Here is a 20,531-nt window from a genome sequence, read left to right on the forward strand (position 1 = left end):
CCGATCGCAGACCGGTCACAGACCGATCCACGCCGCCATGTGCCCGAGCGTGTCGGGTGTGCGGCGGGTCTGGTGCACCAGGCCCTTGATCGTCTCCCGGGCCCCCGGGTGGTAGCGGGTCTGCTCCGGCGCCACCCGCCGGGCGTCCGCGAGCGAGTCGAGCGCCGCCGCGGTATGCCCGGTTTCCATCTCCGATCGCGCCCGGTCGATCAGGAAGTGTGCCCGTCGGGAGGTGGCGAAACCGGCGGGCAGTCGGATGGCGCGCGCCTGCGCGAGGGCGTCGTCGTACTGCCGCATCTCGATCGCCGCCGACATCCGGTGCAACGCCACGTTGGCGGGACCGAAGGACAGCCAGTGCACCCCCGAGGCGTCGCCCGTCCGCTCCGCGCAGCGCTCGGCCTCCTCGATGTGTATGTCGACGAGCGTCTGCTGTTCGGCCCGCGCCGCGATGACCGAGGCCCCGAGGTGGAGCTGCCCCCGCACCACGACCGCCTCCCGGCTCTCCCCGGCACCGCCCGCGAGGTCCTGCCCGGCCGCGACGAGCCGTTGACCGATGCGGTATTCACCCTCCCGGAAGTAGACCAGCGCCCGCATGTACTGCCGGATGGCCGACAGGCACGGGTCCGAGGCGCGCCGGGCCGCCCAGTCCATGCGGTCCAGGGCGATGGCGGACAGGTCGTAGTAGCCCAGCTTCACGCTGATGTCGTGCGCCGTGCGGTACGTCGAGGCGAGCGCCCGCCACCGTTCGGTGGAAGGGGTCCGCCAGGCGGCCGTGGTCAGTTCGGAGATGGTCGACGGCAGCAGCCGGGCGGCTTCGCGCAGGTGGGTCGCGCGGACCAGGACGCACAACTGCTCGGCGGCATGGACCAGTTTCTCGGTCGGCCGGACCGGGACGGTGTCGTCCGGGGGCAGGTCGTAGAGGTCGAGCGCCTCGCGGATGGGCCGGACGAGTTCGGCCAGCCGGTCTTGCCGCAGCTCGGTCACGTACGGCTGGCCGGTGAGCACGGCGACGTCGATCCGCAGGGCCTGCGCCACGGCCGCGACGAAATCGAGGTTGGCGGGCTTGGCCCCGCATTCCACCTGGTTGAGTAGGCTGTAGGAGTAAGGAATCCTGGAAGCGAGCTGACGCTGTGTCAGCCGCGCCAGTCTGCGCTGTTCCTTGATACGGGAACCGGTGTGGTCCCCGTCCGGTGCGGGCATGCGTACTCCGTTCTTGGTCTGCACCAGAAAAGTACGCACTCGAAGGCGCGCACGGAGCCGTCGCAGCCGGGATTGCACCCGGTCCGGCGGCTGTTCCGCGATTCGGGCCACGGGAAGGTGGGAAGAGAGGTATGGCGGTTCTCTACGTTTTCGGCTCCGCGGCCCCTCCGGTCCTCGACGTGGAGCGGGTGGTGGAGGAAGCGCAATCACAGGGGTGGGATGTGTGCGTCGGGTTGACGCCGACGGCCGCGCGCTGGCTCGAACCCCGTTTACCGGCGCTGGAGTCGCTCACCGGCCGACCGGTCCGATCGACCTACAAGATGCCCGGCGAGCCGGATGTCTGGCCGCCCGCGGATGTGATTCTCGTCGCGCCCGCGACCTTCAACACGGTCAACAGCTGGGCCCTCGGCGTCACTTCGACCTACGTCGTGGGGGTGGCGGCCGAGGTGCTGGGCAAGGGGATCCCGCTCGTGACGATGCCGTGCGCGAACGCCGCCTACGTGCGGCATCCGCAGTTCGAGCGGTCGTTGGAGACTCTGCGGGAGGCGGGCGTGCACGTGCTGTACGGTCCCGGCGGCTTCGTGCCCGACCAGCCGGGGGAGTCGCGGCCCGGCGGCTTTCCGTGGGCCGCCGCGCTGAAAACCGTGGAGACCGTTGTCAGTCCCTCGCCGTAGTCTGTACCTATGCCCTCTTTCTCCCCCGCGCCCGTAGCCGCGCGCACGTCCGCCGCGATCAACGCGGACATCCGCGCGCTGTGGAAGTCCGCCGGCGGCAGGCTCTCCGCGGAGGACGAGACCGTCTACGCGCGGCTGTTGGTGGAGTGGGCCGAGGTCTCCCGCGCGGAGGGTGTGGACGCCGCGAGGAAGGTGTCCGGCGGCGACGCCCCGGCGGGCCCGGTGACGCGGACCGCGGAGCCGATGCGGCGCACCGCGGGGTCCGCGACGGACGCCCCCAGGCACACGGCGGGGTCGGCGGCGGAATCCGCGAGGCACACGGCGGGGCGCACGGCGGAATCCGCGAGGCGCGCGGCTGCCTGACGGCGGTCCGAAGCCCGCCCCGTCGCTCCGGACAGGCGGCCCGTCGCCACGGGCGCCCCGTTGCCACGGCCGCCCCGTCGCCACCGGTCGCCCGTCGCCACCGCCGCCCCTGAGACGGACCGAATGCGGTCTATCGGATCACCCCGTGAAAGCGGCGTGAAGGCGGCGTGAAGATCGCCGTCCCGCCGGGCTCCGTGAGCGGCTGCCGGGCGGGCGAAACGTTCCGGGATGCGGTCGCGGCGGGGGCAGGGCACCTTGGAGACATGGCTGGACACCCGCCCGTGATCGTTCACCCACCGTCCCCGGCAGGGGCGCGGCGCGTGACCGTGCGCGGGCGGATCGTGGGGCTGGCCCACGGTCGGGGCGACGTGGCTGCCTTCCTCCGTGCCGCGGGCCTCGTGCCGGAAGGAGAGGAAGCCGAACTGGATCAGCCCGACCTGATCGAGTGGCGAGGCGGAGACCTCGACACCTGGAGGTGACTCCGTGAAGCCTCACCGCCGCACACGGGGGCGATCGACGTCGATCGGACCGCCCCCCGGGTACTACACCGTGAACGTGATCCCGCCGGACGACACGCAGCGGGGTCTGATCCTGGACTGGGTGGTCAACCAGCGGATCGCGGAGGGATGGCGGGTCGAGTCCCGCTCGGGCACCCAGGCCGTCCTGGTCCGCGGCTACCGCGTCAACCATGTCCTGCACGCCTTCCTGACGGTCTTCTCCTGCTTCGTCTGGGGAGCGGTCTGGATCGGTCTGGCCCTGACCAGCAAGGTCGAACGGGTCGCCCTCACCGTCGATGTCCAGGGACACATCGTCACCGTCAACGCCCCCTGACCCCGCCCGTCCCCGGGCGCCTTCGAAGCGCCGGGGGACGGATGTACGGGACACCCGATGCACGGGTCACCGGTCCGCGGTGGAGAACCGCGGTCCTCCGACGAAGGAGCTAGACATGTCACAGTCAACATCGGCCCCGCGCGGGGCCGGCGGAACGAGCAGCGGCACCCCGGGACACGGGGGCAAGGGCGGTCACTGGGCCGCCGGGGGCACCATGTTCGCCGGTGTCCTGCTGCTCGTCGACGGTGTCCTCGACATCATCAAGGGCATCGCGGGCCTCGCGGACAACGACGTGTACGCGCAGATCAACAACTATGTCTTCAAGTTCGACCTGACGTCGTGGGGCTGGATCCACATCGTGCTCGGCGTGATCCTCGCCCTCGTCGGTTGGAGCATCCTGAAGGGCGCCGCGTGGGCGCGCGGTGCCGGTGTCGCCATCGCCGGTCTCAACATGATCGCCAACTTCCTGTGGCTCCCGTACGCGCCGGTCATGGCGATCATCTCCATCGCCATCGACGCCTTCGTCATCTGGGCGCTGTGCACGGACCGCTCCGGATCCGTCATCTGACGCCCTCCGCGCGCACGGCACCCACCGCCGCGCCCGGCACGGGCCGCGCCCGGCCGAGACCCTCACCGGGGTCCCCGACCGGGCGCGGCCGCCCGTTGTCAGTGGCAGGCGTCACACTGGAAGCATGTGCCGCAGCATCAAGACGCTCCGTCCGCCCGCCATCCCCGAAGAGGCCGCCGAGGAGGACATGCGGGCCGCCGCTCTCCAGTACGTGCGCAAGGTCTCCGGCTTCCGTGCCCCCGCCGCGCACAACCGCGAGGCGTTCGACCGGGCCGTGGAGGAGATCACCGCCGCCACCCGGACCCTGCTGGAGAGCCTGGAAGTGCGCGGAGCCCCCGCCAGGAAGTGACGGGGGCTCTCCGTGCGCGCCCGTGCGGACGCGCTGACCGGCAGACGGCGTCCAGCCAGGGGCCGGGGCGGGGGCCGGTCGTGTTTCAGGGGGCTGGTCGTGGTCAGGGGGCCGTTCCGGGGGCCGCGCTGACGCTCGCACCTGCGGTGACGGCTGCCCCTGCGGTGACGGCTGCCGTGACGCCGGCGGCCGGCGGTCCGGCGGCTGCGGCCGCCGGGCGGCGGACGACGACGGCCGCGAGGCCGCCCGCGACGAACAGGGCGAAGACCGAGAGGGCGGTGCCGAACCACGAGGCGCCCAGCCACTGGCCGCCGAAGTACCCGAGGCCGATGCTGTAGCCCGCCCAGGCCACGCCCGCGACGGCGGACCAGGGCAGGAACTCCTTCGCCCTGCGGTGTGCGGCGCCCGCGCCCAGCGACACCACCGAGCGTCCGGCCGGTGCGAAGCGGGCGATCACCACGAGCGCGCCGCCGCCCTTGCCGAGCGCGGTGCCGAGACGTTCCTGCGCGGTAGTCAGGCGGCGGGAGCGGGCGATGGCCCGGTCCAGCCGCTCGCCGCCGCGCCAGGCCAGGCGGTAGGCGACGAGGTCGCCGAGCACCGAGGCGGTGACCGCGCACAGCATCAGGATCAGCAGCGAGGGCACCGGGTGGCTCGCGGCGGAACCGGCCACGGTCGTCGTACCTGCGGCGGCGGTCGCCGCGGTGATCACCAACACCCCGCTGGGCAGTACGGGCAGGAAGACGTCCAGGAGCACGGAGAGGGCGACCAGCACGTAGATCCATGGGCTGCCGGTCAGGGCGCCCACACTCTCAAGCACGTTCCTACTCCCCGGTTCGGCGTCAACGCCGCGACGTCGCAGGGGAGCGGCAGGGGCGGCTGGGTCAGCTCTACAGAGTACGCCCGCGGTTCACCCGGATTCCGCCCGGGGGCCACCGATGTCGCGCACCTCACGCGCCTCGCCGCCGCCGGTCCGCCCCGGCCCCGCCGTCAGCTCAGGGGCCGTTCCATCAGCGTCTCCAGCGTCGCGTTCCGGACGTCGCCGCGGGACTGCGACAGGGTCAGGGACGCCTCCCGGCCGGTGAGCGTCAGCGTCATCAGCTGGTTGCCGAACCACGGGCCGTCCGTCTTGCGCCAGGAGACAGGCGGCGTGCCGGTGCGACCGTGCCGGGCCAGCAGCCTGCCGATGCGGCGGCCCGCGGCGCTCCAGCCGAAGCGGAACCCGGCCCTTATCGTCGCCGGGATCGAGTTGTGCACCGGAGAGCACGTCAGTTGCAGCACCCGCGCGTCCGGGGCGCCGCCGGGCACCGAGTCCGGCCAGGCGGGCTCGGCCACGTAGGCATGGTGCACGTCTCCGGAGAGCACGCAGACGGTGGCCGGCGCCTGCGGACCTGTACCGGCCTGCCGCAGCAGCTCCGCCAGCGCGCGGAACGAGTCGGGGAAGGCCGCCCAGTGCTCCAGGTCCGCCCCGCGCCGCAGCCACTCGCCGAACCGGGCCCAGCGCCCGTCCGGCCCGCCGCGCTCGCCCCGGCACAGCGCCGCGTTCCACGTCTCCGCCTCGTGGACCAGCGGCGGCAGCAACCACGGCAGCGAGGTGCCGATCAGCAGGTGGTCGTAGGCGCCGGGGTCGTCGAGCATGTCCGCCCGCAGCCGCTCCTGGGTCGCCGGGTCCAGCATCGTCCGGTGCTGCTCGTCCAGGACCCGGGCGGCCCGGGTGTCGACCATCAGGAGGCGGACCCGCCCGAAGTCGCGGCGGTAGCTCCAGCGCGCCGAGGTCGGCTCGGCGTCCGCCTCGGCGGCGTACGCGCGCAACGGCTCGGTGCCGTCCGGCAGTGCCCGGACCTTCGCGTACAGCGGGTCGTCGGCCAGTTCGGCGGGGGAGAGGTTGCCGAGGTGCTGGTACACCCAGTACGACGCCAGCCCGCTGACGATCCGCTCGTGCCACCAGGCGGTCGCCCGCATGTCCGCCTGCCAGGACGCGCTGGTGTTCCAGTCGTCTATCACGTCGTGGTCGTCGAAGATCATGCAGCTCGGCACGGTGGAGAGCAGCCAGCGCACCTCGGGGTCGCGCCACGACTCGTCGTAGAGGTAGGTGTACTCCTCGTAGTCGGCGACCTGCGTCTCCGGCGGCTCGTCCAGGCTGCGGCGGCCGGAGATGCGGTCGCGGGTCGCCTCCGAGGTCTCGTCGGCGTACACCTGGTCGCCGATGAGAAGCAGGACGTCCGGGCGTACGGCGTCGGGGTCGGCGGCGAGCTTGGCGGCGAGGGCGTCGAGGGCGTCCGGGCCGGTGGGGTCGTCGCTGCCCGAGCCGTGCACCAGGGGGTGGTCCCGGCCGGGCGGCGCCGCCCAGCGGCACGAGCCGAAGGTGACGCGCAGCGGCGCCGCGGCCCCACCGGCGGCGGCGGGGTCCGGGGCGGTGATGGTGCTCGGCGGGAAGCTGGAGTCCTTCAGCGGCCACACCGGGCGGTCGCCGAGCAGCACCTCGTACGTCGTCGTGGTCCCTGGCGTCAGCCCCGTCACGACGACGAGCGCGTAGTGGTGACCGGCGACGGAGAAGGTGGGCGAGGAGCCCGCCGCCCCGTCGGCGCACCGGACCTCGACGGTGCAGGGACGGTCCGTCTCGACCCATACGGTCGCCGACGTGCCCGTCTCCCAGTCCACGTACCGCAGCAGCGGTCCCAGCCGGAGCCCGGCCATGTGTGCCCTCCTCGCGTTCACGTACGGATGACTACGACGGACGACCGTACGGTACGGGAGGGCGGGACCGGGTCCGCCCGGCCGGTTCCGGCCCCGCTGTCCCGACGGTGGAGCCCGTCGGGACAGCGGGGCCGGAGGTGGGGCCGGTCCGGGCGCCCGGTGCGGATCAGCAGCCGTTCAGCACGGACTGGAGAGCCGACTTCTCGGTCGTGTCGATCGTCAGGTCGTAGTAGTGCTTCACGTGTACCCAGGCACGGGCGTAGGTGCACAGGTAGGCGGCGCGGGACGGCAGCCACTCGCCCGGGTCCTGGTCGCTCTTGGACTGGTTGACGTTGTCCGTGACCGCGATGAGCTGGGGGCGGGTCAGGTCGTTGGCGAAGGCCTGGCGCTGGGCGGTGGTCCAGCCGCTGGCACCGGAACGCCACGCCTCGGCCAGCGGGACCATGTGGTCGATGTCGACGTCGGAGGCGGCGGTCCAGGTGGCGCCGTCGTAGGGCGAGTACCAACTGCCGCTGGTGGCGGCGCAGGCGGAGTCCTGCACCACGTTGGTGCCGTCACGCTTGAGGATCACCTCGCGGGTGTTGCAGGCGCCCGACTGCGTGATCCAGTGGGGGAACTTGTCGCGGCTGTAGCCGCTGGCCGAGCTCTCGGCGCTGACGGTGAGCTGGCTGAGGTAGGTGCGTGCGGTGGCCGCGCTCACCGGGGTCGGCATCGCCGCCTGGGCGGCGGGGGCGGTGAGAAGTCCGGAGGTGGCGGCGAGGATCGCCGAGGCGAAGGCGACGGCCGCGCGACGCGCGTAGACACCGAGCATGGGAACTCCCTTGACGTGGGGGGATGCTGGACGGGCGACCAGTGGAGCCCGGCCATCGTGGCGGTGCCAGGTTTCTGTGGGGTGGGCACCAGGTAACAGGGTGACGACATGCGCACGTCACATCAAGAGGTCGGTGGGTAGATCTGACGTGCGGTCGGAAACCCTTATGAGTAGGGGAGTTCGGGTTTGGGAGGGACTGGGAGTGAGGGGTCGGGGCCGACGCTCGGTCGGTAGGTGCCCGTGGCGCCGTGCCCGTGTCCCGTGCCCACTGTCCGTGCCCCGTGCCCTGATGCCGACGTTGATGTCCGATTTCCGCCAGCCAAGGGGTGGATGTCCGGGTTGACTCTCGTCCATGACCACGACACAGGCCGCTCGGGCCGAGACGTTCCATGCCCTGCACACCGCCGACCGCCCCCTCGCCCTGGCCAACGTCTGGGACGTGGCGAGCGCCCTGCTCGTGGAGGCCGCAGGGGCCGGGGCGATCGCCACCACCAGCGCCGGGGTCGCCTGGTCGCTGGGGAGCCCGGACGGTGACGTGCTCGGGCGGGACCGCGCCCTCGGCCTGGTCGCCCGCGTCGTGGCGGCGGTCGGCCTACCCGTCACCGCCGACATCGAGGGGGGTTACGGCGACGACGCGGACGGGGTCGCGGACACCGTCGCCGGGGTGCTCGCGGCCGGCGCGGTGGGCGTCAACATCGAGGACGGCCCCCGGCCACCCGCAGAGGCCGCCGCCCGTGTCGCGGCGGCCAGGCGGGCGGCGGACCGGGCGGGGGTACGACTGTTCGTCAATGCCCGCGTCGACACGTTCCTCACCGGATCGGGCGGGGTGCGGGAGACCTTGGACCGGGCGCGCCGCTACGTGGAGGCGGGCGCCGACGGCGTGTTCGTGCCGGGCGTCGCCGACGCGGAGACCATCACGGCCCTGGCGCGGGGCATCGCCGTTCCCCTCAACGTGATGGCGGCTCCCGGCACCCCGCCCCTCGGCCAACTCGGCACGCTCGGCGTGGCGCGGGTCAGCCTCGGCTCGGGCATCGCCCAGTCCGCGTACGCCGCAGCCCGGCGCGCGGCCGAGGAGCTGTTCTCCCAGGGGAGTTACCACGCGGTCGGCGACGGGATCGCCTACCCCGAGCTCGACGCACTGCTGCGCGCCGGTGGCGGCGGGCGCGGCAGCACTACGGGCGGACGGTGACGTTCCCGGCTTTGATCCCGGCGACGAAGGACGCGAACGCGGTCGTGGCGAGTCCGAGCGCGGGGCCCTCGGGGTCCTTGGAGTCGCGGACGGGGACGGTGCCGTACGGCGAAGCAAGGTTCACCGCGACCTCGACACATGCGCCGCCGTTGCTGCTGTAGGAGGACGTGGAGTACTGGGGTGCGGTCACGTGGGAACCCCTTCGGGCCGGGCCGGGCCGGGCCGGGCCGGGTCGGATGCCGGAAAGCCTCCCCGCGACGATGTCGCGGTTCGGCTTGTCCGTCGAGAGTAGGGAGCGGTGGGCGGCCCCGTGAGCGGGTTTTCCGGCCAAGACGTTACCCGGGCGTGGGTGGATGCCTCGGCGCGTACGACGAAGCCCCACCGCGCGTTCCGTGGTGGCGGATTCCGGATTCCGGGGCGCGGCGGGGCTTCGTGGTGTGGCGGGGCGAGAGCGTCGGTCAGACGTTGAACTCTCCGGTCTTGACGCCCGCGACGAAGGACGCGAACGCGGTCGTGGCGAGGCCGAGCGCGGGGCCCTCGGGGTTCTTGGAGTCGCGGACGGGGATGATGCCGTGGGTGAGGGCGAGGTTGGTGGCGACCTCGACGCACTGGCCCCCGTTCTCGCTGAATGAAGACTTGAACCAACGGGGGAAGTCGGTCGTCACGGGGTGCCCTTTCGTAACTTGCTGATCAAGGCGATGGAGGACGCTCTCGACAGCGCTTCGGCCTGCAGCTGATGATAATCCGTCAACAGCGGTAATACAGATGCAGCGTCCCGCTCAAGGTGCCCCCGGTTGGCCGACTCTGCGTAGGACATGAGTGACCGGTCAGGCATCGTGAGCAGAGTCACCGGAAGCGTCATGGGACGACGGACTCCGATACTGAAGGGCGCTACTTGCAGGACGGTGTTGGGTAGCTCGGCGAACTCGATCAGACGGTCGAACTGCGCATCCATCAGAGTGTCGCCACCGATGGGGCGGAGCAGGCAGCTCTCGTCGAGGACTACGAAGATCAGAGGTGAAGGGACACGCACGAGCGATGCCTGGCGCTGCGCGATCATCCTGATCCGCTCGTCGGCTTGCTCCTTCGTGGCCACGCCCCGTTTGACGGTGCTGTCCCCGAGCGCGGTCGCGTACTCGGGTGTCTGCAGCAGGCCCGGTATGACACCGACCTCGTACAGCCTGATCTCGGTTGCTCGGGCTTCGTGCGTGACGTACTCCGGAAAGCCCTCCAGCAAGGCCCTGAACCGTAATGACTGACTCTGCCGCTGAAGTTGATCACCGAGCGCGAACGCTCTGTCAGCACTTGCGGCGAAAGTGCGAGTTGGCGTTCGTCTACCAGTTTCGACGGCCGAAATGTGGGCGCCGGAACACCCGAGGCGTACGCCCAACTCGTCCTGTGTCCAGCCGCGCTCGTCCCGCAAGCTGCGAAGACGGGCCCCGAAGGCTGCGTTGGGTGACTGCTCGGGATCCAGCACCTTCCGATTGGCCATCTCGCACCTAACTTGTCTGTCACATTGTGCAAGTTGAAGACCTCCCGACTGTAGGTCACTGTGGCCTCGCCCCGTAGCGAAACAGCTACAGAGAGGAGTCGGCTCCATGGACTGCACGTCTCTCCCGCCGCCCGTCGGAACGGTCGTGGTGGACACCGTCGGCCCGGTCGTCCGGGTCGGTGAGTTCCGTGGCAGGTCGGGCCCGTACTGGGCGTTGCGGCCGGTCGGCGGGGGTCGGGAGCGGGAGGCCGAGCCGGCGCTCGTGCGCATTGCCACCCCCGAGGAACGGATGCGCGCCGGAGTGGCGCGTGACAACGCGAGAAGCCGAGGTTCCCTCCTGTGAGTGACACGAGAGAGGGGCGCGGAACGACCGCCGGGCCCCGCACCGCATGCCCGGAGTGCGCGGCCATCGACCGCGCCGAACGCGAGGCCACCGACGCCCGCGACCACAGCCTCGCCACCGACTGGCGCGTCCGGCGCAAGCGTCACCACGACGCCGACCACCGGGAACCCGACCACTTGAAGCCCGACCACCCCGAGCCGGACCATGTGACGCCCGACCACCCCGCACCGGATGCCCCCGGGCCCGCGGTGTGAAGGACGTGCAGGCGAGGAGGCGGCACCCGGCTACTCCGGGGCGGAGAACGCCCGCCCGGTCATACCTCCAGCGGGGTCCAGAGGAGTCCGGCGTCCCAGTCCGTCTCCTGGCGGGCCCAGCGGGTCATCGCGTCGATCACGGCCGAGACGTCACCGAGTTCGGTGGTGGCGTAGGTGTCGCCGTCGCGGTGCTCCAGCGTGTACGCACCGCCGTCCTCGTGCCAGACCTGGACGAATATGTGGGGCAGCTCGGGCGCGCGCAGGACCACGAGGAAGTGGCCGCCGCGGCCGCCGATGCGCCGGATCAGGTCGGTCAACTCCTCGGCGGACGGCTGGGCATGCTGCTCCCCGCCGTCCGTTCGCACCGTGATGTTCAACATGCGCCAGACAGTCGCACATGCCACTGACATTCGCACACGCCACTGACGACGGCCGTGGCGCGTGCAAGGTCCCGCTGCGGAGGGAGGAGGTCAGAGTGTGGTGATGTGCAGGCGGATCGAACCGTCCTCGACGGTCTCCACGCGGACCTGGGTCAGGTCCCCCACGTGGGCGTCGGGGCCGAGCGCCTCGGCGCGGGGGCCGACGCCCACGACCCGCATGCCGGCCGCACGGCCCGCCGCGATGCCGGCCTCGGAGTCCTCGAAGACGATGCAGTCGGCCGGGTCGAAGCCCAGCTCGGCGGCTCCCTTGAGGAAGCCTTCCGGGTCCGGCTTGCTCGCGCCGACGCTCTCGGCGGTGACGCGCACCGAGGGCATCCGCAACTCGGCGGCTCCCATCCGGGCCTGCGCGAGGGCGGCGTCGGCGGACGTCACCAGGGCGTGCGGAAGGCCGTCGATGGCGGCCATGAACTCCGCCGCGCCGCCGATCGGCACGACACCGTCGGTGTCGGCGGTCTCCTCGGCGAGCATCACGCGGTTGTCCGCGTAGTTCTGCTCCATCGGGCGGTCCGGCAGCAGGACGGCCATCGTGGCGTAACCCTGACGGCCGTGCACCACCTTGAGTGCTTCGTCCGGGTCGATCCCCTGCGCGACCGCCCAGCGGCGCCAGCAGCGCTCCACCACCGCGTCGGAATTCACGAGGGTGCCATCCATGTCCAGGAGGAGGGCGCGGGCGGGGAGGACGGTGGCCGACATCGGCATGCTCCAGAGCGCGGACTGCGGTGGGGGCTGCGTACGACGCAGCTCGAAGAATGCGAAAACCAGAGCAGCCTCGCCCGCCGGTCAGGGAGTGCGGGCGAAGCCACTTTGTTCCTCTACGGTACAAAAACCGGAGCCAGAACGCCAATCCCCAGGTCGTGGCGGGCGTCGGAGGGGTTCTCGCCCGCACCGGTGCCGGTCATGTCCGTGATGTCCTCCCCGGTCAGTCCCGGTGGCGGCCGGACGTCTCGGCCTCCAGGACGCGCCGCGTGTGGGGCCCGTACGTGCCGGGTGCGTCCCCCTGGATGTTCCGGCGGGCCTGGTACATGAGGACGCCGGCCGCCACGCGCTCCGTGTACGTGGCGTCCGAGGCTCCCCGGTAGAAGCCCGCCGCCCGCAGCCGGTTCTGCAGTTCGGCCACCTCCCCGCCCTGGTCACCGAGCTGGAGGGTGGAGCCGGTCGCGGGAGCCAGGGCCGGCGGGGTGGAGGTGTCCGGGGTGGCCGTGGACGGGGTCGGGGAGGGCGCCGTGGAAGGGGAGGCGCTGGGGGCTGTGCTCGCCGTGGGGGACGCGGACGCGGACGTCGAGGGGGAGGGGGAAGCGCTGCTGGCCGAGGCCGAAGCGGAAGCGGAAGGGGAAGCGGAAGCGGGCGCCGAAGGGGTGGCGGAGGGATCGGCGGTGGGGGTGCCGGTCTCCTCGTCGGTCACCGCCGGGAGAGTGGCCGTGGTCTCCGCCACGGCCTGGTCCTGGCTGTCGTCCCCGCCGAACAGGCCACCCAGGAAGGCGGCGGTGCCGACCACCGCGACCAGTGCCGCCGCCACGCCGAGCACGGCGAAAGGCTTCCGTGACCGGGGCTGCACCGGGTCGGGCGCGTCGGTCGCGGGCGGTACCGGAACGGGATGTGGAACGCGGGCTCCGGCGATGACTGCGGTCGGGGCCTCGGGCGGCAGCGGGGCCCCCATCCACGTCCGGGGTACCGGGCTGTCCGCTGCGGGCGTCCCGGACGCGGCGGGGTGACCGGCGGCCGCCTCCGAGTCCTCCGGCCCGCCGGACAGGGTCACGTACGGCCTGATCCGCAGGGGGTCGAAGTCCTCGGCGGCGGCGATCTCGGCCGCCGCGCGGGCGTCCCGGGCCGCGCGCAGACTCTCGCCGTCCGGCGCTCCGGCGGGTGTCACGGCGGTCTCCGCCCCGGCCCCCGTCCCGGCCCCCGCGTCGGTGTCGGTCCCGAAGCCCGTACCGCTGGCCCCCCGCGCTTCCGTGTCGTCCAGGTCCCGCGCGTCCGTGTCGCCCGCGCCTCGCGCCCCCGCGTTCGCCGCAGCCGCCCCCACGGCCGCCGCTTCCGCGGCCTCCGGGGCGCCCGCCGGGTCGCCGCCCCCGTGGTCGCAGGCGCGCCGGGTCCCCGTCGGCGTGCCCGCGGCGCAGCCTTCGGCCCCCGTCCCCGCCGGGGCGACCGGTCCCGCCGGGCCCACCGGTCCCGCTGCCGGGGCCCTGCCGGGTCTCGCTCCCGTGGTCGGTGGGCCGTCCTGCGGGCCGTCGCACTCCGGGCATGTCCGGTCGGTCATCGTGGGTCCCCTCCCCTTGAATTGCCTGTGATTATGCAGCCTTCGCAAGCGGGTTCGACGCGGTGGCCCCGCCCAGCGAGCCGTAATCCGGCAAAAAGGACAGGATGGGGTGTAAAGGCACCGAGGAGGCGTCCATGGCCCAGCAGATCAGTCCGCCGCTCACCCCCGGCGAAGGGCGGTCCACGCGGACGATCCTGGTCGCCATCGGCGCACTGCTCCTGGGGATGCTGCTGGCGGCCCTCGACCAGACCATCGTCTCCACCGCGCTGCCCACGATCGTCAGCGAACTCGGCGGGCTGGAGCACCTGTCCTGGGTGGTCACCGCCTACATGCTGGCGGCCACGGCGGCCACTCCGCTGTGGGGGAAGCTCGGCGACCAGTACGGGCGCAAGAAGCTCTTCCAGACCGCCATCGTCATCTTCCTCATCGGCTCCGCGCTCTGCGGCATCGCGCAGAACATGCCGCAGCTCATCGGCTTCCGCGCTCTCCAAGGGCTCGGCGGCGGCGGCCTGATGGTGCTGTCGATGGCGATCGTCGGCGACCTCGTGCCGCCGCGCGAACGCGGCAAGTACCAGGGGCTGTTCGGCGCGGTCTTCGGTGTGACCAGCGTCCTCGGGCCGCTGTTGGGCGGCCTGTTCACCGAACACCTCTCCTGGCGCTGGGTGTTCTACATCAACCTGCCGATCGGCGTCGTCGCGCTGGCGGTCATCGCCGCAGTCCTGCACATCCCGGTCCGCTCCGCCAAGCACACCATCGACTATCTCGGCACCTTTCTCATCGCCTCCGTGGCGACCTGCCTGGTGCTGGTGGCGTCCCTCGGCGGCACCACCTGGGCGTGGGGCTCCGCGCAGATCATCGGGCTGGCGGTGCTCGCCGTGGTGCTGCTGATCGCGTTCGTCGCGGTCGAGCGGCGCGCGGTGGAGCCCGTACTCCCGCTGAAGCTGTTCTCCATCCGGACGTTCACCCTGGTCGCGGTGATCAGCTTCGTGATCGGCTTCGCCATGTTCGGGGCGATGACCTTCCTGCCGACCTTCCTCCAGGTGGTGCACGGCATCTCGCCGACCATGTCCGGCGTCCACATGCTGCCGATGGTCCTCGGGCTGCTGCTCACCTCGACCGGCTCCGGCCAGATCGTCAGCCGCACCGGGCGCTGGAAGGTCTTCCCCCTGGTCGGCACCGCCCTCACCGCGGCCGGTCTGTTGCTGCTCCACCGGCTGGACGAGACCAGCTCCACCGCGGAGATGAGCGCCTACTTCTTCGTCTTCGGAGCCGGGCTCGGACTCGTGATGCAGGTCCTGGTGCTGGTGGTGCAGAACGCCGTGTCCTACGAGGACCTGGGCGTCGCCACCTCGGGGGCCACGTTCTTCCGGTCGATCGGCGCGTCGTTCGGCGTCGCCATCTTCGGCACGATCTTCACCAACCTGCTGTCCGGCAGGCTGGAGGACGCGCTGGCCGGACGGAGCCTGCCGCCCGGCGTGGACGCCGGGGCGCTGGCCGCCGACCCCCGGGCCATCGACCGGCTGCCGCCCGACGTCCAACCCGCGATCCTCGGCGCGTACTCGTCGTCGATCACCGACGTGTTCCTCTACGCGGTCCCGGTCGTGCTGATCGCCTTCGTCTTCGCCTGGTTCCTCAAGGAGGACAAGCTGCGCGGCGCGGTGACGGCCCCGGACAGCAGCCAGACCCTCGCCACCAACCCCGTCGAACGGTCCTCCTACGACGAGTGCGCGCGGGCCCTGTCCGTCCTCGCCACCCGAGAGGGACGCCGCGAGGTCTACGTGGACATCACCGCACGGGCCGGTTACGACCTGCTGCCCGCCGCGAGCTGGCTGCTGCTGCGGATGAAGCGCCACGGCACGGTGGAGCCCGGACTGCTCGCGGACACCGTCCCGCTGCCGCTGAGGGTGATCACCGACGCCGCCCGCCAGGTGGAGGAGCGGGGCCTCGCCCGGCGGGAAGGACTCCAGATGGTCCTCACCGACCGGGGCGCGGAAGCCGTCGTCCGGCTGGCCCGGGCGCGCGAGGACTCGCTCTCCGACCTGCTCGGCGACTGGTGGGGGCCGGACCGTCCGACCGACCTCGTCGCGCTGATCGCCGAACTCACCGACGAGGTCAGCGGCTCCCGCCGCGAACACCCCCACACCCCGGACCCGCCCCGCGACCACGCGGCGTAGGGCGGTCGGGGGGCCCGTCCCGGTCAGAGGTGCTTGGCCAGCCAGTGTTCGGCGTACGGGCCGGCGTTGAAGGCGGGGACGGCGCGGAAGCCGTGTTTGGCGTACAGGCCGCGCGCCTCGACGAGGTCGTCGCGGGTGTCGAGCCGCAGCCGGCGCGCGCCGAGGGCGCGGGCCGCCTCCTCCATCGCGGCGAGCAGCAGTCCGCCGCCGCCCGTGCCGCGGTACTCCGGCCGTACGTAGACCCGGGTCAGCTCGGCGGTGCCGGGCTCCTCCGGCACCAGGAGGAGGCCGGCGCAGCCGGCCGCCCGGCCCCCGGACCGCCCCACCACGAACTGACCCGTCGGCGGGACGAGCCGCTCGGCACCGTCGTCGCGCAGTCCGTCCGCTATCTCGGCGGCCGTCGCGGGGCGCTTCCAGTACCGGCCGGCCACCTCGGCGTAGTAGTCGTGCCGGAGCAGCGAAGCCTCGGGGGAGTCGAAGCGTTCGGGGGCCAGGGTCCAGGTCATGGGGCATTGTGGTGTGCCGACGACCGGATCGTGCAAGGCAATATCGTGCAGGGGCCACGGACCGTTCCGGGCCCGGAACGGTCCGGCGAAAGACGGCGCTGTACGGCACACGGCACACAGCGCACGGCACACGGAACGTGGGGGACGGCGATGAGGGACGGGACGGACCGGGGCGGCGAGGGCTTGGTGGCGGACGCGGTGGAGCCGGCCGGGCGGCGTGCGGCGGCGGTGCGGGCGCTCGCCGACCGGTGGACGCGGGTGCTGACCGCCCCCGGCACCGCGCCCGGAAGCGGCGGCTTCGCCTGCTCGCCCGCCGGGCTCTGGCTGGCGCTGGCCGCGGTCGCCGCCGGGGCGCGCGGACGGACCGCCGACGAACTGGGCGCGCTGCTCGGTACGTCCGGCCCCGCCGCGGCGCCCGACGTGACGGAGGCGGCCCGGGAACTCGCCGGCACGGGGGCGTCGGCCGTCGCCACCGGGGTGTGGAGCCGGGTGGCCGTCCGGGAGGAGTACCGGGCGGCGCTGCCGGACATCGGCTTCGGTCCACTGGACCCGGCTGCCGTCGACGCCTGGGTGTACGCCGGGACCGGCGGCCTGATCGAGCGGCTGCCCCTGCGGATCGGCCCCGGCACACTGCTCGCGCTGGTCAACGTGATCGCGCTCAAGGCGGACTGGGAGAAGCCGTTCGACGCGGCGCACACCCGTGACCAGCCGTTCGCCGGCGCCTCGGGTGCGAGCCGGCCGGTGGCCACGATGCACGCCCGGGTGTCCGTGCGGGACGCGTGGAGCGTCGGGGCCGCCCGGGTCGTCGAGCTGCGGTGCCGCCGGGGGCCGGACGGGCGCCCCCCGGTCCGGGTCCGGTTCGTGCTCGGGGAGCCGGGAGCGGGCGCGGCGCGGGTGCTGCCGGCCGGCTGGGCGCCGAAGCGGGCGGGGACGCCGCTCGACGCGGACCTGCTGACGGTGGCGCTGCCGCGGCTCGCGCTACGGACCACGCTCCAGGTCCACGAAGGGCTTCCGGCGCTGGGAGTGCGTACCGCGCTGTCGGACGCGGCCGACTTCTCCGGGCTCTCCCGCACGCCGCTGGCGGTCTCCGAGGTGGTGCAGGAGACCGTGGTGCGGATCGAGGAGGCGGGGGTGGAGGCCGCCGCGGTCACCGCCGTGTCGACGCGTGCCGGATCGGCCCGGCCCACCGCGACGCGCCCGCTGCACCTCGCCTTCGACCGGCCCTTCGGTCTGGTCGTGCTCGCGGGGGACACCGACGTGCCCCTGTTCGCCTGCTGGCAGGCCGAAGCCCCGGACGCCTGACCCGCGACGCGGGCACGGAGCTTCCGCCGGGCCCGGCGGCTCCCTCCCGTACGCCCCCGTACGCCCGTATGCGTCCGGCCGGGACCGCGTCGCGGCTGCGCGGGACGGGCCGCGTGCCGCCTCCCCGCGCGGCGGGCCGTCGATGTGTTCTTTCGGACAATCGCGCGTGACGCTCAGGCGAAACGGGGGTTGATGATGTCTACCTCGTAGGGCAATGACAGGCTTCATCCGCACGAACCCGAGTCGACGGGGATGTGCACGAATCGGTGGGAGGGTCGGCGCAGCGTGGCAAATGCGGAGCACAGCGTGCGCGGGAGCGCGGCGGCGGACGTGGAGACGAGGACCGGGCTCACCCGTGCCCTCCTCTGGATGATCGTGGCCGCGCTCGCCGTGCGGCAGATGACGGTGGTGCTGCGGCAGCCACCCGGTGAGCGGCTCACCGACCTGGACACCTGGATCGGCGAGTACGGCGTGCTGCACGTCAAGGGCTCGCTGTACGACACGGACCGGTTCACCGGGACGCCGTTCGCCGGGCTCGTCCTGAAACCGCTGTCCGCCTCGGCGGAGCAGGCGCTCGGGGTCGCCTGGACGTTCGGTTCGCTGGTGCTGGTCGCCGTGCTCGGCTTCGTCGCCGCGCGGGCGCTGCCCGCCCCGGTGGGACGGCGCACCGCGTTGCTGGCCGTCCCGTTCGCGATCGCGCTGCTCATGGTGTCGCTGCCGGTGCGCAACGCGCTCTACCTGGGGCAGACCAGCATCCTGCCGGTGCTTCTGGTGCTGGTGGCCTGCTTCGCCGTACGGGACGAACGCGCGGCCGGCGTCCTGGTCGGTCTCGCCGCGGCCCTGCAACCGACGGTGCTGCTCTTCGCGGGCCTGCTGTGGCTGACCGGCAGACGTCGCGCCGGCGCCCACGCCGGTGCCGCGTTCGCCGTCCTCACCGCCGTCGCGTGGGCGGCGCTGCCGCGCGACTCGTGGGCGTACTGGGTGCACCACGTCGCCGGGGCGGGGCTCGGCGAGCGGCCCGCCGGACTGGCCAACCAGTCGCTGCACGGGGCGCTGCTCCGCCTCGGCCTGGAAGGGCCGCTGGAGATCGCCCTCTTCCTGGTCCTGGCGGTGGCCGTCACCGTCCTCGGGATGCGCCGCGCGGTGCGCTACGCGCAGGACGGGCAACTGCTGCTGGCGGTTGCCCTGACCGGCTGCGTGGCCGTCGCGGTGTCGCCGACGACCTGGCAGCACCAACTGCTCTGGGTGCTGCTCGCGGTGGTCGGCCGGGTCGGCCGGGGCGCCGCGGACCGGATGGTGTGGCCGGCCGTGGTGGTCCTGGTGATCACCCTGCCGGGCAAGATGCTGCTGCCGAACATCGGGGTCCTGCACGCGGTGCGCGACAACGCCCTGCTGATCACGGCGGTCTGCGCGGCCTGCGTCGTGCCGTTCCTCTCCCGCTCCTCGGAACACTGGCTGCGGCCGGTGCCCACCGAGTACGCCCGGCCGGTGGCGGCGCGCTGGAGACGCGTGCCGCTGCTGCCCTTCTGGCGGCGGGTCCTCAGCCGCCCCAACCTGCTGCTGGAACTGCTGCTGATCCGGGTCGTGTACTCCGCGTACGCGCAGGTCAGGCTGGCCGCGACGGCCGGCCGCGCCACCGCCGAGGAGCACGGCAGGCAGATCCACTCACTGGAGCAGTGGCTGCACATCGACGTCGAGCACTGGGTGAACCACACGGTCGCCGGGATCGGCTGGCTGCGCGAGTTCTTCGACTACTACTACTCGACGTTCCACTTCATCATTCCGCTGACCATCCTCGGCGTGCTCTACGTGCGACGGCCCGCGGACTACCGCTGGGCGCGCTCCACCATCGGCTTCGCCACCGTGCTGGCGCTGGTCGGCTTCTGGCTCTACCCGCTGGCCCCGCCGCGGCTGATGCCCGGCCTCGGCTTCATCGACACGGTCCATGGGGTGCAGGACTTCGCCCAGCCTGACTACGGCACGCTGACCACGGTGACCAACCAGTACGCGGCGATGCCGTCGCTGCACTTCGGCTGGTCGCTGTGGTGCGGGCTGATCATCCTGATGCTGGCGCCGAAGGCGTGGATGAAGGCGCTGGGCCTGCTGCACCCGCTGTTCACCCTCTCGGCGATCGTCGCCACCGGCAACCACTGGCTGCTCGACGCGGCCGGCGGGGCGCTCGTGGTGTCGCTCGGTTTCGGTCTGACCTACCTGCTGGCGGGCCCCCGGCGGCTCTGGCCGGTGGTGGTGCCGGTGGTCCCCGGTCAGAGCCGCGCACCGGAGGCGGACGCCGACCGGGACGGGGTGCCCGGGGACGGTGGCGCCCTGGACGCGGCGCCAGGGACGGCGGCGCGCTGAGGCCGCACCCGTGACGGGGCGCGCACGACGCGGCGCGCATGACGACGGCCCCCGGCGGGACCCCTCAAGGGGTCCGGCCGGGGGCCGTCGTGGTCAGGCGGGTGCGGAGCCGTCGGCTCAGTACCAGCTGTTGGCCTGCCAGAAGTCCCACGCGCCACACGGGCTGCCGTAGCGGCTGTTCATGTAGTCCAGGCCCCACTTGATCTGGGTGGCCGGGTTGGTCTTCCAGTCCGAGCCCGCCGACGACATCTTGGAGGCGGGCAGCGCCTGGACCAGGCCGTAGGCGCCGGAGGAGGAGTTGGTGGCCTGCGGGTTCCAGCCACTCTCGTGCGAGACGATGTTGCTGAAGCACTGGAACTGCGCGCTGTCGCCGATCATCTGCTGTGCCGTGGCCTGGGCGCCGGAGGCGGCCGTCGGGGCGGCGGACGCCGAGGAGGCGACCCCCATGACCAGGCCGCTGCCACCGAGGACGGCGGCTGCGCCGACCAGAGCGGCCTTGCGGCCGGCGGTGCGGGGCTGAGCGAAGATGCTGCGGGCGATCGACACGGAGAAACCTAACGTCGGGGATGAGGAACGTCGCGACCGGATCGGATCCTGCGTGACCCGGTGCTTCTCACTGCGGCCCCACGTTCGGAACCTGCTGTGCTCGGCGACGAGATCCATGGTTAGGGGCTCGAACCCGCCGACGCAAAGACCCCCTGTACGACCTTCTCTCGCACACGGGGC

At 72.6% G+C, this 20,531-nt stretch carries 24 protein-coding genes; 12 read left to right on the forward strand and 12 right to left on the reverse strand.

Annotated features, from left to right (window positions below):
• Nucleotides 1–15 precede the first annotated feature (15 nt).
• On the reverse strand, nt 16–1,200 hold the full coding sequence (locus tag Q0994_RS07390; RefSeq protein ID WP_299530569.1) for a helix-turn-helix domain-containing protein: 1,185 nt from the start codon (nt 1,198–1,200) through the stop codon (nt 16–18).
• Between the two features lie 131 nt (nt 1,201–1,331).
• Here Q0994_RS07390 and Q0994_RS07395 point away from each other — a divergent pair, with 131 nt between their 5' ends.
• From Q0994_RS07395 to Q0994_RS07420, 6 genes are all read left to right on the forward strand, one after another.
• A complete protein-coding gene (locus Q0994_RS07395; RefSeq protein WP_299530572.1) occupies nt 1,332–1,874 on the forward strand; it encodes a flavoprotein in 543 nt (180 codons plus the stop codon).
• A 9-nt stretch (nt 1,875–1,883) separates the two neighbouring features.
• The gene (locus Q0994_RS07400; RefSeq protein ID WP_299531353.1) at nt 1,884–2,237 is read left to right on the forward strand and encodes a hypothetical protein; all 354 of its coding nucleotides are present in this window, start codon (nt 1,884–1,886) and stop codon (nt 2,235–2,237) included.
• Between the two features lie 263 nt (nt 2,238–2,500).
• Nucleotides 2,501–2,716: a hypothetical protein gene (locus Q0994_RS07405; protein ID WP_299531304.1), complete on the forward strand. Its 216-nt coding sequence runs from the start codon at nt 2,501–2,503 to the stop codon at nt 2,714–2,716.
• Nucleotides 2,717–2,792: 76 nt separating this feature from the next.
• The gene (locus Q0994_RS07410; RefSeq protein WP_299530575.1) at nt 2,793–3,068 is read left to right on the forward strand and encodes a hypothetical protein; all 276 of its coding nucleotides are present in this window, start codon (nt 2,793–2,795) and stop codon (nt 3,066–3,068) included.
• A 115-nt stretch (nt 3,069–3,183) separates the two neighbouring features.
• Nucleotides 3,184–3,636, forward strand: coding sequence for a hypothetical protein (locus Q0994_RS07415; RefSeq protein ID WP_299530577.1), 453 nt, complete (start codon nt 3,184–3,186; stop codon nt 3,634–3,636).
• 124 nt (nt 3,637–3,760) lie between these two features.
• Nucleotides 3,761–3,985: a DUF2277 domain-containing protein gene (locus tag Q0994_RS07420; RefSeq protein ID WP_299530579.1), complete on the forward strand. Its 225-nt coding sequence runs from the start codon at nt 3,761–3,763 to the stop codon at nt 3,983–3,985.
• A 103-nt stretch (nt 3,986–4,088) separates the two neighbouring features.
• Here the strand turns inward: Q0994_RS07420 and Q0994_RS07425 are convergent, their stop codons facing one another.
• The 3 genes from Q0994_RS07425 to Q0994_RS07435 form a co-directional block, all read right to left on the reverse strand.
• Entirely contained in the window at nt 4,089–4,802 is a 714-nt protein-coding gene (locus Q0994_RS07425; RefSeq protein WP_299530581.1) for a DedA family protein, read from the reverse strand.
• A 170-nt stretch (nt 4,803–4,972) separates the two neighbouring features.
• Nucleotides 4,973–6,679, reverse strand: a complete 1,707-nt coding sequence (locus Q0994_RS07430; RefSeq protein WP_299530584.1) for an alkaline phosphatase D family protein — start codon at nt 6,677–6,679, stop codon at nt 4,973–4,975.
• Between the two features lie 166 nt (nt 6,680–6,845).
• The gene (locus Q0994_RS07435) at nt 6,846–7,490 is read right to left on the reverse strand and encodes an HNH endonuclease family protein (protein ID WP_299530586.1); all 645 of its coding nucleotides are present in this window, start codon (nt 7,488–7,490) and stop codon (nt 6,846–6,848) included.
• A 352-nt stretch (nt 7,491–7,842) separates the two neighbouring features.
• Here Q0994_RS07435 and Q0994_RS07440 point away from each other — a divergent pair, with 352 nt between their 5' ends.
• Nucleotides 7,843–8,679 (forward strand): isocitrate lyase/phosphoenolpyruvate mutase family protein, encoded by an 837-nt coding sequence (locus tag Q0994_RS07440; RefSeq protein WP_299530589.1) that lies wholly within the window; start codon nt 7,843–7,845, stop codon nt 8,677–8,679.
• On the opposite strand, the gene Q0994_RS07445 is transcribed toward Q0994_RS07440, so the two are convergent.
• From Q0994_RS07445 to Q0994_RS07455, 3 genes are all read right to left on the reverse strand, one after another.
• Nucleotides 8,663–8,869: a DUF397 domain-containing protein gene (locus Q0994_RS07445; protein WP_299530592.1), complete on the reverse strand. Its 207-nt coding sequence runs from the start codon at nt 8,867–8,869 to the stop codon at nt 8,663–8,665. The two genes, Q0994_RS07440 and Q0994_RS07445, sit on opposite strands and share 17 nt — an antisense overlap.
• A gap of 268 nt (nt 8,870–9,137) precedes the next feature.
• A complete protein-coding gene (locus Q0994_RS07450) occupies nt 9,138–9,344 on the reverse strand; it encodes a DUF397 domain-containing protein (protein ID WP_299530595.1) in 207 nt (68 codons plus the stop codon).
• Entirely contained in the window at nt 9,341–10,171 is an 831-nt protein-coding gene (locus Q0994_RS07455; protein WP_299530598.1) for a helix-turn-helix transcriptional regulator, read from the reverse strand. Before Q0994_RS07455 ends, Q0994_RS07450 begins: the two co-directional genes overlap by 4 nt.
• 106 nt (nt 10,172–10,277) lie before the next feature.
• Between Q0994_RS07455 and Q0994_RS07460 the strand changes: the two genes are divergently transcribed.
• Nucleotides 10,278–10,514, forward strand: coding sequence for a hypothetical protein (locus Q0994_RS07460; RefSeq protein ID WP_299530601.1), 237 nt, complete (start codon nt 10,278–10,280; stop codon nt 10,512–10,514).
• Nucleotides 10,511–10,768: a hypothetical protein gene (locus Q0994_RS07465; protein ID WP_299530603.1), complete on the forward strand. Its 258-nt coding sequence runs from the start codon at nt 10,511–10,513 to the stop codon at nt 10,766–10,768. The genes Q0994_RS07460 and Q0994_RS07465 overlap by 4 nt, the downstream gene beginning before the upstream one ends.
• Before the next feature lie 59 nt (nt 10,769–10,827).
• Here Q0994_RS07465 and Q0994_RS07470 read toward each other — a convergent pair whose 3' ends face one another.
• The 3 genes from Q0994_RS07470 to Q0994_RS07480 form a co-directional block, all read right to left on the reverse strand.
• Nucleotides 10,828–11,148, reverse strand: coding sequence for a hypothetical protein (locus tag Q0994_RS07470; protein WP_299530605.1), 321 nt, complete (start codon nt 11,146–11,148; stop codon nt 10,828–10,830).
• Nucleotides 11,149–11,238: 90 nt separating this feature from the next.
• The gene (locus Q0994_RS07475) at nt 11,239–11,901 is read right to left on the reverse strand and encodes an HAD-IA family hydrolase (RefSeq protein ID WP_299530607.1); all 663 of its coding nucleotides are present in this window, start codon (nt 11,899–11,901) and stop codon (nt 11,239–11,241) included.
• A 226-nt stretch (nt 11,902–12,127) separates the two neighbouring features.
• Complete coding sequence (locus Q0994_RS07480) at nt 12,128–13,078, reverse strand: peptidoglycan-binding protein (protein ID WP_299530609.1); 951 nt, start codon at nt 13,076–13,078, stop codon at nt 12,128–12,130.
• 521 nt (nt 13,079–13,599) lie between these two features.
• Here Q0994_RS07480 and Q0994_RS07485 point away from each other — a divergent pair.
• Entirely contained in the window at nt 13,600–15,639 is a 2,040-nt protein-coding gene (locus Q0994_RS07485) for an MDR family MFS transporter (RefSeq protein WP_299530611.1), read from the forward strand.
• 23 nt (nt 15,640–15,662) lie between these two features.
• Here Q0994_RS07485 and Q0994_RS07490 read toward each other — a convergent pair whose 3' ends face one another.
• Entirely contained in the window at nt 15,663–16,145 is a 483-nt protein-coding gene (locus Q0994_RS07490; protein WP_299530613.1) for a GNAT family N-acetyltransferase, read from the reverse strand.
• A 150-nt stretch (nt 16,146–16,295) separates the two neighbouring features.
• On the opposite strand from Q0994_RS07490, the gene Q0994_RS07495 reads away from it, so the two are divergent.
• Both Q0994_RS07495 and Q0994_RS07500 read left to right on the forward strand, forming a co-directional pair.
• Nucleotides 16,296–17,447 carry a serpin family protein gene (locus Q0994_RS07495; protein WP_299530615.1) on the forward strand — a complete coding sequence of 384 codons (1,152 nt, stop codon included), beginning with the start codon at nt 16,296–16,298 and terminating at the stop codon, nt 17,445–17,447.
• 252 nt (nt 17,448–17,699) lie between these two features.
• Nucleotides 17,700–19,805 carry a bifunctional glycosyltransferase 87/phosphatase PAP2 family protein gene (locus Q0994_RS07500; protein ID WP_299530617.1) on the forward strand — a complete coding sequence of 702 codons (2,106 nt, stop codon included), beginning with the start codon at nt 17,700–17,702 and terminating at the stop codon, nt 19,803–19,805.
• A 117-nt stretch (nt 19,806–19,922) separates the two neighbouring features.
• On the opposite strand, the gene Q0994_RS07505 is transcribed toward Q0994_RS07500, so the two are convergent.
• The gene (locus Q0994_RS07505; RefSeq protein WP_299530619.1) at nt 19,923–20,351 is read right to left on the reverse strand and encodes a transglycosylase SLT domain-containing protein; all 429 of its coding nucleotides are present in this window, start codon (nt 20,349–20,351) and stop codon (nt 19,923–19,925) included.
• Nucleotides 20,352–20,531: the final 180 nt, after the last annotated feature.

The sequence above is a fragment of the uncultured Streptomyces sp. genome (assembly GCF_947488945.1).
In the GTDB taxonomy this organism is placed as follows: domain Bacteria; phylum Actinomycetota; class Actinomycetes; order Streptomycetales; family Streptomycetaceae; genus Streptomyces.

Bases quoted from the DNA above. Each gene is read 5' to 3' on its own strand.
- Q0994_RS07500 (WP_299530617.1), top strand. From the start codon at position 17,700: ATGTGCACGAATCGGTGGGAGGGTCGGCGCAGCGTGGCAAATGCGGAG.
- Q0994_RS07435 (WP_299530586.1), bottom strand. From the start codon at position 7,490: ATGCTCGGTGTCTACGCGCGTCGCGCGGCCGTCGCCTTCGCCTCGGCG.
- Q0994_RS07455 (WP_299530598.1), bottom strand. From the start codon at position 10,171: ATGGCCAATCGGAAGGTGCTGGATCCCGAGCAGTCACCCAACGCAGCC.
- Q0994_RS07470 (WP_299530605.1), bottom strand. From the start codon at position 11,148: ATGTTGAACATCACGGTGCGAACGGACGGCGGGGAGCAGCATGCCCAG.
- Q0994_RS07440 (WP_299530589.1), top strand. From the start codon at position 7,843: ATGACCACGACACAGGCCGCTCGGGCCGAGACGTTCCATGCCCTGCAC.
- Q0994_RS07430 (WP_299530584.1), bottom strand. From the start codon at position 6,679: ATGGCCGGGCTCCGGCTGGGACCGCTGCTGCGGTACGTGGACTGGGAG.
- Q0994_RS07485 (WP_299530611.1), top strand. From the start codon at position 13,600: ATGGCCCAGCAGATCAGTCCGCCGCTCACCCCCGGCGAAGGGCGGTCC.
- Q0994_RS07400 (WP_299531353.1), top strand. From the start codon at position 1,884: ATGCCCTCTTTCTCCCCCGCGCCCGTAGCCGCGCGCACGTCCGCCGCG.
- Q0994_RS07420 (WP_299530579.1), top strand. From the start codon at position 3,761: ATGTGCCGCAGCATCAAGACGCTCCGTCCGCCCGCCATCCCCGAAGAG.
- Q0994_RS07405 (WP_299531304.1), top strand. From the start codon at position 2,501: ATGGCTGGACACCCGCCCGTGATCGTTCACCCACCGTCCCCGGCAGGG.
- Q0994_RS07390 (WP_299530569.1), bottom strand. From the start codon at position 1,200: ATGCCCGCACCGGACGGGGACCACACCGGTTCCCGTATCAAGGAACAG.
- Q0994_RS07475 (WP_299530607.1), bottom strand. From the start codon at position 11,901: ATGTCGGCCACCGTCCTCCCCGCCCGCGCCCTCCTCCTGGACATGGAT.
- Q0994_RS07395 (WP_299530572.1), top strand. From the start codon at position 1,332: ATGGCGGTTCTCTACGTTTTCGGCTCCGCGGCCCCTCCGGTCCTCGAC.
- Q0994_RS07495 (WP_299530615.1), top strand. From the start codon at position 16,296: ATGAGGGACGGGACGGACCGGGGCGGCGAGGGCTTGGTGGCGGACGCG.
- Q0994_RS07490 (WP_299530613.1), bottom strand. From the start codon at position 16,145: ATGACCTGGACCCTGGCCCCCGAACGCTTCGACTCCCCCGAGGCTTCG.
- Q0994_RS07415 (WP_299530577.1), top strand. From the start codon at position 3,184: ATGTCACAGTCAACATCGGCCCCGCGCGGGGCCGGCGGAACGAGCAGC.
- Q0994_RS07460 (WP_299530601.1), top strand. From the start codon at position 10,278: ATGGACTGCACGTCTCTCCCGCCGCCCGTCGGAACGGTCGTGGTGGAC.